Source organism: Collinsella stercoris DSM 13279, assembly GCF_020735465.1.
GTDB lineage: Bacteria > Actinomycetota > Coriobacteriia > Coriobacteriales > Coriobacteriaceae > Collinsella > Collinsella stercoris.
Map to the genome: position 1 here is coordinate 797,360 of NZ_CP085935.1, position 11,342 is coordinate 808,701.

Genomic DNA, 11,342 nt, shown 5'->3' on the forward strand with positions numbered 1-11,342 from the left:
ATAGGGGGTTCCCATGGCCAACTTCGAGCAGAATGAGACGACGCGCATCTTCCGCATGCCGAGCAGCGACGCAACGGCACCCGATTTGATGAAGAGCGCCTCGCTCGTCGTTCCCGTGCTCTCCATCATCAAGGGTCCCCAGACCGGCAACGTCTTCGAGATCGACGCCCCCGAGATCACCATCGGCCGCGATCCGGCCAACACCATTTTCCTCAACGACATGACCGTCTCGCGCAGCCACGCCAAGATTCTGCGCAACGAGGCGGGTGTCCTCATCGAGGACCTGGGGTCCCTCAACGGCACCTGGGTCGATGGCGCGATCGTCAACTCCGCCCCTCTGCACGACGGCTCTTCCGTGCAGATCGGCACCTTCACGCTGATGTACCACGAGAGCACCGTGGAGCGCATCGAAACCGGTGAGTAGTTTGGCTGAGCGCAGCTACCTCAGCATCGGGCAGGTGGTGAACCTGCTCCGCGGAACGTACCCCGACCTCTCAAACTCCAAGATCCGCTTCCTCGAGGACGAGGGGCTCATAACGCCGCACCGCACGCCCAAGGGCTACCGTCAGTACTCCAAAGCGGACGTCGATCGGCTTGAGGTCATTTTGCATCTGCAAAAAACGAGGTACATGCCGCTCTCGGCCATCAAGCAAAAGCTTGACAGCGCCTCCGACCTCTCCACGCTCGCGTTCGAGGTCGGCTTGCTCACCGATGCCCCCATGAAGGTTGCCTCCAAGGAGACCCGCCAAAAGCTCCATCTCATCGAGGACGTCCCCGATATCCTGGGCGTCGACATCGCGTTTCTGCGCCAGCTGGCCGACAACGACCTCATACGCATCGTTCGCAGCCCCCAGAATCGCGAATTGATCGACGGCCGCGACTTCGAGATCATCCGTCACTGCGCCGAGCTCTCGCGCTTCCACATCGAGCCGCGCAACCTGCGCCAGTACGTCATCGCGGCGAACCGCGAGTCGGCCCTCTTCGAGCAGGTGCTCATCGGCATGCTCGGCACGGACGATTCGGATGACGACCGTGAGGCCAAGCTCGACCGCGCGTTCAAGACGCTGCACGACCTCACCGACGGGGTCCGCACCGCGCTGTTGCGCAACCGCGTCTTCGAATCGCTCAACGCGGTCGTCGAGGACGCCGACGTGGACGCCATCGACGACGAGATCACGCGCGCGGAGCAGGCGGCCCAGGGGCGCGCAGCCGCATCGTACGCCTCCTCCATCTCATCCTCAGGCATCTCTCCGCTCGACGCGAGCGAACTTGCAGCCCAGCCCATTCGCGTCCTGCCCTTGGACGCAGAGTAGAAAGCGCATACCATGGCAAGCTTCGATTACGAGTCCTACATCACCGACATCCCTGACTATCCCGAGCCGGGCGTCGTGTTCAAGGACATCACGCCCCTGTTCGCGGACGCCGAGGCCATGCGCCGCACGGTCAAGGACATCGCCGATCATTTCCGCGATGCGGGCGTCACCAAGGTCGTCGGCCCCGAGGCGCGCGGCTTCATGATCGGCGTGCCCGTGGCCCTCGAGCTCGGCGCGGGCTTCATTCCGGCGCGCAAGCCCGGCAAGCTCCCGCGCGAGACCTATGCCGTGAGCTATGAGCTCGAGTACGGCACGGACACGCTCGAGATCCACCGCGACGCCATCCAGCCCGGGGATCGCGTGCTCATCGTCGACGACCTGATCGCCACGGGCGGCACCGCCGCGGCGACCGGAAAACTTGTGCAAGATGTGTCGGGCGTACTAGTAGGGTATGCTTGTATCTTGGAGCTGACGTTCCTCGAACCGCGCAAGGCGCTCGCCGCCGCCGGCGACCAGGAGCTGTACAGCCTCGTCAAGGTCCAGTAACCGAGCGCGCGTCATGCGCGCATCGAGGAGTTTCTCATATGACGCACTCTAAACGTAGCCTTACCGTTCGCCGTGCGATCGTCTCGGGCCTTACCGGCCTCGTGTTGTTCTCCGGCGTTCCCACCTTCGCCTTCGCCGATACCGAGTCCGATCTCGCCGCCGCCCGCGCGCAGCTCGAGGCCATCGGTCGCCAATCCGAGCAGATCACCGGCGAGCTCGCCGAGCTCACGGGTGATCTCGAGCGCACGCGCGGCGAGATCGATCAGAAGAACTCCGAGATCGCCGAGCGCCAGGAGCTTCTCTCCACGTTCGCCTCCTCAGAGTACAAGGGCGGCCTTGCCGGGCTGCTCGAGATCGTGATGGCCTCCGAGTCGTTCGATCAGCTCGTTTCGAGCGTGACCTACATGAACAAGGTGGCCAACACGCAGGCCGAGACCATCTCCGAGGTGAAGACCCTCAAGCAGGAGCTCACCGACAAGCAGGCCGAGCAGGAGAAGAACGTTCAGGCGACGCAGAAGAAGGTCGATGAGCTGAACGAGCAGCGCGCGAGCGCCTCGTCGCTGGTCAACTCCCTCGACGCCAAGCTCCAGGAGGAGTTGGCTGCCGAGGCGGCCGCCAACGCGGCATTGCAGCAGGGTCTCAACGCCGGCTCGAGCGAACAGATCCAGGACGTCGAGAACACCGAGACGCCCGATTCCGGTACCGGCAACCAAGGCGGTGGGACGCAGGGCGAGACCCCTTCCCAGCCCACTCCGACCCCGCAGCCGCAGCCGCAGCCGCAGCCGCAGCCGCAGCCGCAGCCCGAACCCGATCCCGAGCCCGGATACAATCCCGGCACCGGCAACGCCATCGTCGACCGCGCCTACAGCTGGGTCGGCAAGGCCGATTACGTGTGGGGCGCCTGCGCTCCCGGCCAGTTCGATTGCTCCGGATTCGTGAGCTACTGCCTGACGGGCAGCTACACGCGTCTGGGCACGACGTACACCTTCCTCCGGTGGCCGCGCGTGAGCAACCCCCAGCCGGGTGATGTCGCCGTGAATTCCGGCCACTGCGGCATCTACATCGGCAACGGCCAGATGATCCACTCCGCCACGTATGGCGTCGGCGTGGTCGTCGGTCCCGTGCAGTCCGGCATGGTGTTCGTGCGCTACTAGCGCCCGAACAATACATAGAGCGCGCAACGGCGGGGGAGCAGACCCTCCGCCGTTTTATTTGGGTAGAAGGTGTCTTGACGTGGCAGATGGGTGGACGCCCGCGCCGGCGCAATAAGGTATATACTCTGAGCACTCGCATATGGGCGAAAGGAATATGAATGACTTGGGCACTCATCGCTGATTCAAGCTGCAACCTCCGCGAATATCGACCGACCGCTCCCGACTGCATCTATGCGGTCGCGCCCCTCAAGATCGAGGTGGCAGGGGAGGAGTTCATCGATGACGCGTCGCTCGATGTCGAGGAGCTCAACCGTCGCGTCGCCGCGGAGAGCTCGGCATCGGGCAGCGCGTGCCCGAGCGCGGGGGAGTGGGCCGATCTTTTCCGCAGCGCCGATAACGTGATCGCGGTGACCATCTCGTCCAATCTCTCGGGAAGCTTCGACGCCGCCGAGATGGGGCGCAACCTCGTCATGGACGAGTACGCCCGCGAGCACGATGGCCAGATAGCCGGTAAGAACATCTACGTGCTCGATTCGCACGCCGCGGGCGGAAAGCTCGAATTGATCATCGAGCTATTAGATAGGCACCTTAGCAATAATCCTGACTGCACGTTCGATGAGGCGGTGGCCTACGCCGATCGCCTTGCCACCCATTCGCAGGTGCAGTACTCGCTGAGCAGCTATGACAATCTCACCAAGAACGGACGCATGCCCAAGCTGGTGGGGGCGTTGGCGAGCGGGCTTTCGATTCGCATGCTCGGAACCGCGAGTGCGCAGGGCACGATTAAGGTGGTGGCGCCGACGCGCGGTGACCGCAAGACGTATCGCAAGATCATCGATGTGATGCGCTCGGATGGATTCCGTGGCGGCTTGGTGTACATCGATCACGTCTCAAATGTGGCCGGCGCACAGGCCCTCAGCGATGCGATTATGACCGAATGGCCGCAGTCGCAGATTCGCGTTCTTCCATGCGGGGGGCTCTGCTCGTACTATGCCGAGGCGACTGGACTCATCATCGGCTACGAATGGCTCGGAGAGTAGGCCGAGTGGCCTCCGTTCCGCGCGTATTCCACGTGAGAACTATTCGTTGTTTCGCTCCATGCTTAGGCCTCCCGTTCCTTGGGACAAATAACGCCCAAGGAACGGGAGGCCGTTCATTATCGCATCGTGGCGTCAAATATCCTATGAAGTACGGTAAAAAGTCAACTTTACATAATATATATTATCAACAGATTAGGTTTCGCAAAGGAAGTAACTGAACTGGAGGCAAAGACAGGATGCCATCCATGGCATTTCGTCTCGATACGACAGCAGGTGCCCGCCGTGCGCCTCATCGAAGTCAACGAGCTCGACGAACCGACCGCGGGTGCGGCGGCTTCGGCTCGAGCGGTTTGAAACATTGAGTGTAGCTACGGATAGCACCTCATCGGGGTGTAATCAATTGTGCTGCTCGATGTATTGATACGCGCTCATGGCCGCGATGGCGCCGTCGGATGCGGCGGTGATGACCTGCCGCAAGGTCTTTGAGCGCATGTCACCGGCGCAGAACAGTCCCGGGGTGCGCGTGGCCATGCCGTCATCGGTCAGGACACCGCCGTCGGCCCCAAGATCCACGAGCGGTTCGACCAAAGCGGTCGCCGGATCATGACCGACCGCGACGAAAATGCCGACGCTGCCCTCATCGAATCGTTCAACATGGGTTTCGCCCGTTGCATTGTCACGGAAGGTGATGGCGTTGATGAACGTCTCGCCCTCGACATCGGTAATGCTAGTTTGGTACCTAACCGAGATATTCTCTCGTGCGAGAAGTCGATCGGCCATACCGCGCGAAGCGCGAAACTCATCGCGCCTGACGACCAGCTCGACCGATGAGGCGATATTGGACAGATACAGGGCCTCTTCGACGGCGGAATTCCCGCCGCCTATGATAAAGACGCGTTTTCCACGGTAGAACATGCCGTCGCAGGTGGCGCAATACGATACTCCCCTGCCCCGGAACGCGTCCTCGCCGGTAAACCCACCTTGGCGGGGGGTCGCGCCGGTCGCGACGACGACCGCGCGCGCGGTCAGCTGCTCCATGTCCGTCGTGATGACAAACGAGCCCGAATCGTCCTTCTCAATGGCTTGCACCCAGCCATAGGCGCTGTGCGCCCCGGCCTGCTCCGCGTGCGCCTGCATCTTCTGCCCGAGCTCGGCCCCCGAACAGCTTGGGATTCCCGGGTAGTTGTCGATGACATCGGACGTCGCGATCTGCCCGCCGGGCATACCGTGTTCCAGGACGAGCACGTCAAGACTGGCGCGTGCTGCGTACAGGGCCGCGGAATACCCTGCGGGGCCGCCTCCGATGACGATGAGGTCGTGCTTGGTTGCCATAGGTTAATCATCCTTTCGTACGTCATTTCTTTGCTCATACCCGATTGCGGATGACACTTACACGCCAAGCAATACAATGCTGATAGCTCAACGACTCTGGAGACTCTTGCCATGCCGACTGACACCCGCGCCCCTGAACTCGACCCCGCGGATCGCCGCACCGATTCCGAGGCTTCCGTCGCCGCATCGTCGCGACGTCCCGTCATCACCATCATGCATGCCTCTGTGGGATCTGGCCATCGCGCCGCCGCGATGGCCATAGCCCAGGCGGTCGAGCAGCTCCGGGGCGATTCGGGCGTACCCGCGGACGTGGAGGTGGACGTCCTCGATGTCCTCGACTTCGGACGCATCCATTTTGACGGGAACAAGACGGCTGCGGCATTCACGGGGGCGACGCGCCCCATTTACGACGTCACGTGGCGCTATACGCTCACCGGGCGGTTCCTTTGGGGTGGAGGCTCGGCATGGTCGCGCATCATGTTCGGGTCGTTCAATGAGTACGTTGAGCAAAAGCGGCCCCTTGCGGTCATATGCACGCATATCACCGCCGCCAATACCGCGGTCGGCGCGCGCATGATGACGGGTATCGAGTTTCCGGTGATTTGCGTTCCAACGGACTACGAGATCGAGGGATGGTGGCCCCACAAGGAGACGGACCTGTTTTGCGTGGCGACGGAGTTTATGGCGGAGACGCTTCGTCCCCGCAAGGTACCTGAGCGCTGCATCGAGGTCACCGGAATCCCCATTCGTCCGGGGTTTAGCGAGCAGCGCGACCGTGCGCGGGATTGCGCCGCCTTCGGATTGCCCGCCGAAAAAATGCTCGTGCTCGTCATGGCGGGCGCCGCGCTGCCGCAACCCTATGTGAGGTTTCGGGCCGCGATGGAGGAGACGCTTCCCTACCTGAGAAGTTTCGAGAACATGCATTTCGTGTTTCTCCCCGGCAAGGACATCGCCTATGCGAAGCACCTCAATTCGGTGTTCGAGGGCATGAAGCTCCCCAACGCGAGCGTCCTCGATTACGTCGACGATATGGCCGCGCTCATGAGGACGTGCGATCTTGCGATTCTCAAATCGGGCGGGCTGACGGTCACGGAGTGCCTCTGCGCCGAGCTCCCCATGATCTTGCTGGGAAAGTCGTACGGGCAAGAAAAGTCCAATACAGTCATGCTCACCTCGTTTGGCGCGAGCATGCACGCGACGACCTCTCGAGAACTGATCATGCAGCTCAGGCACCTCCATGACAACTCCGAGGCGCTGCATGGGCTCCTGGTCAATGCCAACGCCCTGCGACGCCCCGATGCCGCGAAGGACATCGTGCGGGCGACGATGCGGCTGACCGGCGTTCCCTGCGAGCGTGAACGTCATTTTGCCGAGTTTTACTGGGGAGGAAAGCCGGCGCACACGAGGTGATGCGCCGTGGCATCTTGCAATGTGCATGATACGATGCGAGGTCTTGTAAAAAGCCGCCCACAGACAATGGTTCTGCAGGCGGCTTTTTCCGTTGTGGCGCGCTATGCGCGTCCCGTTGGTTGCGTCAGCTCGGCTTACACGAGCAGGAAGTACGCGAGGAACGCGGCGGCGGCGACCCACATGAGCGGGCGCACCTTCTTGAGGTTGCCGGTCACTGCGGCGACGATGACATAGGCGATGAAGCCCAGGCCGATGCCATTGGAGATGGAATAGGTGAACGGGATGCCGATGATGATCATAAAGGTCGGGAATCCCTCGAGGATATCGGACCAATCAACCTCGGTGACCTCGCTCATCATGAGGAAGCCCACGTACACGAGCGCGCCGCAGGTGGCGGCGGAGCTGATGCAGCCGATCAACGGCGAGAAGAACGCGGCGAGCAGGAAGAGCACGCCGGCGGTCACGGAGGTGAGACCGGAACGGCCACCGTCGGCGGCGCCAGATGCGGACTCGACGAACGTGGTGATGGAGGAGGCGCCAAAGACGCCACCGGCTGCCGCGGCGACGGAGTCGACGATCAAGATGGGCTTGATGTCCTCAACCTTGCCGTCCTCCGTGAGGAACTCGCCTTGTTTGGCGACGGCCATGGCGGTGCCCATGGTGTCGAAGAAGTCACTCATCATGAGCGAGAACGCGAAGAGCAGCAGCGCCGGGGTGGTCAGGGCCTTGACGACGCCCATCACGCCATCGGCGTCGGCCATGAAGGGCGCGCCGAAGGTGGTGAAATCGAGCGGTGCCACGATGCTCGTCGGAGCGGCGGTGACGCCCAGCGGGATACCCAGGACGGAGGCGATCACGATGCCCCACAGCAGGGCTCCCTTGACCTTCATGGAGGACAGAACGACCGTGGCGACGATGGAGATGAGGCCGACGAGGAAGACCGGGTCGGTCACCTTGCCGAGCGCCACCATGGTCGCCTCGTTCGCGACGATGATGCCGCCGTCCTTGAGGCCGATCATGGCGATGAAGAGGCCCAGGCCGATCGAGATGCCGTGGCGCAGGGACACCGGAATCGCGTCCATGATGGCCTCGCGCAGGCCGCAGAGCACGAGCAGCAGGATCGCGATGCCCTCGACGAAAATGATGGCCATGGCGGTCTGCCAGCCGAGGCCCATGGCACCGCACAGCGTGTATGCCACGATGGAGTTGATGCCCATGCCGGATGCGCACGCGAGCGGACGGTTGGCGATGAGTCCCATCGCGATCGTCATGACGGCGGCGCCGATGCACGTGGCGGTGACCGCAGCGGAGACGGGAACGCCGCCCGCGGACAGGATGAGCGGGTTCACGACGATGATGTAGGACATCGCCAGAAACGTGGTCAGGCCCGCGCGCAACTCAGTTGCGACGTCGGACTTGCGCTCCCCCAACTTGAAAAACTGGTCCATAGATTATCCCCCTCTATGTCTGGACCGACTATTTCGAACCGCTCGACCCGAAACCGCCGCATCCGCGGTCGGTTTCGTCGAGTTCGTCGACTTCGATGAGGCGCACGACGGGCACCTGCTGGACGACGAGCTGGGCGATACGCTCGCCGCGCTCGATGTGAATGGTCTCATGTGGGTCGATGTTGACCGCGATGACCTTGAGCTCGCCGCGATAGTGGGCGTCGATAAGGCCCGGGGTGTTCGCGATCGTGAACCCGCGTTTGAGCGCCATGCCGCTCCTGGGCTGCACGAATCCGGCGAATCCGTCGGGGAGCGCGATAGCGAGGCCCGTCGGGATCAACACGCGCGAAAAGGGCGGTATATCGACGCTCTCGTTGGCGCGAAGATCGAGACCGGCATCGCCCTCGTAGGCATAGGAGGGCAGCTCGACGGTGGGGTCAAGGCGCTTGACGGTTACGGTAAGCATGGGCATGGGTTCACCTCAATTTGTCGAGTTCGGAAAGAAACTCATCGATGTCTTGAAAATCGCGGTACACGGACGCGAAGCGGATATACGCGACCTTGTCGAGCTTCTCAAGGCGCTTGAGCACCATATCGCCGATGTCATGAGAACTCACGGCGGTGCGGGTGCCGCCTCGCAGCTCAAGCTCGATGTCGTCGATGAGCGCATTGAGCTGCGGCAGGTCGATGTCGCGCTTGGAGGTGGCGCGCATGAGGCCCACCATGAGCTTATTGCGATCGAATGGCTGCGTCGTGCCGTCGCTTTTGAGCACCTCGATGGGGTCCTCGCAGCGCTCGAAGGTGGTGAAGCGATACCCGCAGGAGCGGCACTCCCGACGACGCTTGATGGCGTTCGTCGACTCCTGCATGCGTGAATCGATGACGCGCGTATCGCCATGTCCGCACTTGGGACAACGCATGTGGACACTCCCCTCACAACGACAACTGATTAAGCATACCACATATGGCGACTCACGCTCCGCATGCCACTAGATACGGGATACTTGTATGCTTACAGAGATTCATGCGGCCTGAGCTGTGACGGGGACCTCGATCTCCATGCCGGCGTGCAACGTGGCGGATGTGAGTGAGTTCATGGTGCGCATGAGCTCGACCTCATCGTCGATGGACATGCCCTCGACGTCATGCTCCGCGGCGATGCTCCACAGCGAATCGCCGGGTTCCACGGTGACCGTTCGCGTGTTGAGCTGGTCGAGGGCCAGCTGATGCGAGGCGCTTCGCGCAGCGCCATGGAACGCGGAGGCGCCAAGGGCCATGAGGAACAGGCATGCGGCGACGAGGCAAAGGACGCCCTTGCGCGGACGTGCGGACTCGGCGACTTGTGAGAGCGCGTAGGTATCGGGTGCGGCGACTTGCAGGGCCCCCGTCTGGAGCATGGGCTTGGAACCGGGTATGACGCGCAGCGCGGTGGCGGCGGCGGGCTCGACCTCAAGGGCAAGGTTTCCATAGGTGCATGCGGTGGACTTCATGAGTGCTCCTCTCGCTCTTCTTCTTGATGCACCAGTTATATCCGAGCGTCCAGACAAAACATGTGGCACAAGAACGAGTGTTCGTGTATTATTATCTTCGAACAGTTGTTCTTGTCAAGAAAAATACGAACAGATGTTTGTATTTGGAAGGAGCGCCCATGGCACGCAAGATCTCCAAGCGCCAGCAGCAGATCTACGACTTCATCCGCTCATACCAAAAGGAGAAGGGCTATCCTCCGAGCGTGCGCGAGATGGCCGCCGCCGTCGGCCTCTCCTCCCCTTCGACGGTCCACGCCCATCTCAGCGCACTCGAGGACCTGGGGCTCATCAAACGCGACGCGACGAAACCGCGTGCACTCGAGGTGTTCAATTCGGACGGAAGCTCATGTGCCGTGACCGAGACGGAGCGGCCGGCGTCCCGGGGCACGGTGTCCCTTCCCTTGGTCGGGCGCGTCGCCGCGGGTCTGCCCATCCTCGCAGAGCAAAATATCGAGGACACGTTCACGCTGCCCACCGAGATCGCGACCGATTCCAGCTCCTTCATGCTCGAGGTGCACGGCGAGTCGATGATCAACGCGGGGATCTACAACGGCGATTACATCGTTGTACGCGAGCAGAAAAGCGCCATGAACGGGGAGATCGTCGTTGCCCTGATCGACGGTGAGGCCACGGTGAAGACGTTTTACAAGGAACAGGGCAGGGTTCGCCTACAGCCCGAGAACGACGCGATGGAGCCGATTTACGCCGAGAACCCCACGATTTTAGGTAAGGTCGTCGCGCTGATGCGGCGCTTCTAGGCCGCTGGAACATCTCATCTATGATGGATCGACATGAGGACGGAAAACCTGGTTCGGGAAAACGCCTTCACGCGCTCGATGAGTTGAGGGGCGCCGCGGTTCTCTCCATGGTCGCATTCCATGCGGCATATGATTTGGCGTATCTGTACGGCGTCGATATGCCTTTATTCACCACCGGATGGATTCAGGAGCTCTGGAGGGTTTCGATCAGCTGGACGTTTCTCGCGCTGGCCGGTTGGATGACGTCGCTGAGCCGGAGCAATCTCAGGCGCGGCTGCCAGTACGCCGCCATAGCGGTGGCTATATGGATTGCGACCTCATGGGCCGCCGTCGATACGCCCATCTCGTTTGGCATCATCTATTGCATGGCGGCGTGCACGTTGCTGTGGTGGTGCCTGGAGCATGCGTTTCCCCAGGCGCTCACGCGATGGCGCGTGCCCGCGGCGTTTCTCTGCGCCGTCCTTTTTGGTGCGCTCTATCAAGTTCCCAGGAGCCGTTATGCCGTGGGGGGCCTCGCCTGGCTGGGCTTTCCCGGTCCCGGCTTCTCGTCGGGCGACTACTACCCGCTCGTCCCCTTCTTTTTCCTCTATGCGGCGAGCGCGCTCATGGCACGCGGATGGACTCAATCCCATCGAGCATATCCGCGCTGGATGTATGGACGGCACGTGCCGGCGCTCGCGTGGTTAGGTAGGCATGCGCTGGTCATATATGCCGTGCACCAGATCGCCATCCTGCTGGCGCTCGAGATCATATTCATGTGATAACGTCGCGCATGCCCCTTGGGCTCACATGTTCATCGCGTACAGAGAGAA

The 11,342-nt window shown here is 62.0% G+C and carries 13 protein-coding genes; 8 read left to right on the forward strand and 5 right to left on the reverse strand.

Features of this window, described 5'->3' with window-relative positions:
* Positions 1–13: 13 nt before the first annotated feature.
* The 5 genes from LK434_RS03415 (at position 14) to LK434_RS03435 (ending at position 4,053) form a co-directional block, all read left to right on the forward strand.
* A complete protein-coding gene (locus tag LK434_RS03415; protein WP_006721212.1) occupies positions 14–424 on the forward strand; it encodes an FHA domain-containing protein in 411 nt (136 codons plus the stop codon).
* A complete protein-coding gene (ftsR, locus tag LK434_RS03420; RefSeq protein ID WP_006721211.1) occupies positions 417–1,313 on the forward strand; it encodes a transcriptional regulator FtsR in 897 nt (298 codons plus the stop codon). The genes LK434_RS03415 and ftsR overlap by 8 nt, the downstream gene beginning before the upstream one ends.
* Before the next feature lie 12 nt (positions 1,314–1,325).
* Entirely contained in the window at positions 1,326–1,859 is a 534-nt protein-coding gene (locus LK434_RS03425; RefSeq protein ID WP_006721210.1) for an adenine phosphoribosyltransferase, read from the forward strand.
* A gap of 38 nt (positions 1,860–1,897) precedes the next feature.
* Positions 1,898–3,013 (forward strand): coiled-coil domain-containing protein, encoded by a 1,116-nt coding sequence (locus LK434_RS03430; RefSeq protein ID WP_006721209.1) that lies wholly within the window; start codon positions 1,898–1,900, stop codon positions 3,011–3,013.
* 158 nt (positions 3,014–3,171) lie between these two features.
* Complete coding sequence (locus tag LK434_RS03435) at positions 3,172–4,053, forward strand: DegV family protein (RefSeq protein ID WP_006721208.1); 882 nt, start codon at positions 3,172–3,174, stop codon at positions 4,051–4,053.
* A gap of 396 nt (positions 4,054–4,449) precedes the next feature.
* On the opposite strand, the gene LK434_RS03440 is transcribed toward LK434_RS03435, so the two are convergent.
* Entirely contained in the window at positions 4,450–5,385 is a 936-nt protein-coding gene (locus LK434_RS03440) for an NAD(P)/FAD-dependent oxidoreductase (RefSeq protein ID WP_006721206.1), read from the reverse strand.
* A gap of 111 nt (positions 5,386–5,496) precedes the next feature.
* On the opposite strand from LK434_RS03440, the gene LK434_RS03445 reads away from it, so the two are divergent.
* On the forward strand, positions 5,497–6,795 hold the full coding sequence (locus LK434_RS03445; RefSeq protein ID WP_006721205.1) for an MGDG synthase family glycosyltransferase: 1,299 nt from the start codon (positions 5,497–5,499) through the stop codon (positions 6,793–6,795).
* A gap of 134 nt (positions 6,796–6,929) precedes the next feature.
* Here LK434_RS03445 and LK434_RS03450 read toward each other — a convergent pair whose 3' ends face one another.
* The 4 genes from LK434_RS03450 to LK434_RS03465 form a co-directional block, all read right to left on the reverse strand.
* Entirely contained in the window at positions 6,930–8,243 is a 1,314-nt protein-coding gene (locus LK434_RS03450; RefSeq protein WP_006721204.1) for an NCS2 family permease, read from the reverse strand.
* A gap of 28 nt (positions 8,244–8,271) precedes the next feature.
* Positions 8,272–8,715 carry a dUTP diphosphatase gene (gene dut, locus LK434_RS03455; RefSeq protein ID WP_006721203.1) on the reverse strand — a complete coding sequence of 148 codons (444 nt, stop codon included), beginning with the start codon at positions 8,713–8,715 and terminating at the stop codon, positions 8,272–8,274.
* A gap of 4 nt (positions 8,716–8,719) precedes the next feature.
* Positions 8,720–9,163 carry a transcriptional regulator NrdR gene (nrdR, locus tag LK434_RS03460; protein ID WP_040361228.1) on the reverse strand — a complete coding sequence of 148 codons (444 nt, stop codon included), beginning with the start codon at positions 9,161–9,163 and terminating at the stop codon, positions 8,720–8,722.
* A gap of 102 nt (positions 9,164–9,265) precedes the next feature.
* On the reverse strand, positions 9,266–9,733 hold the full coding sequence (locus LK434_RS03465; protein ID WP_006721201.1) for a LysM peptidoglycan-binding domain-containing protein: 468 nt from the start codon (positions 9,731–9,733) through the stop codon (positions 9,266–9,268).
* Between the two features lie 158 nt (positions 9,734–9,891).
* On the opposite strand from LK434_RS03465, the gene lexA reads away from it, so the two are divergent.
* Both lexA and LK434_RS03475 read left to right on the forward strand, forming a co-directional pair.
* The gene (gene lexA / locus LK434_RS03470) at positions 9,892–10,530 is read left to right on the forward strand and encodes a transcriptional repressor LexA (RefSeq protein ID WP_006721200.1); all 639 of its coding nucleotides are present in this window, start codon (positions 9,892–9,894) and stop codon (positions 10,528–10,530) included.
* 20 nt (positions 10,531–10,550) lie between these two features.
* On the forward strand, positions 10,551–11,291 hold the full coding sequence (locus LK434_RS03475; protein WP_006721199.1) for a heparan-alpha-glucosaminide N-acetyltransferase: 741 nt from the start codon (positions 10,551–10,553) through the stop codon (positions 11,289–11,291).
* Positions 11,292–11,342 lie beyond the last annotated feature (51 nt).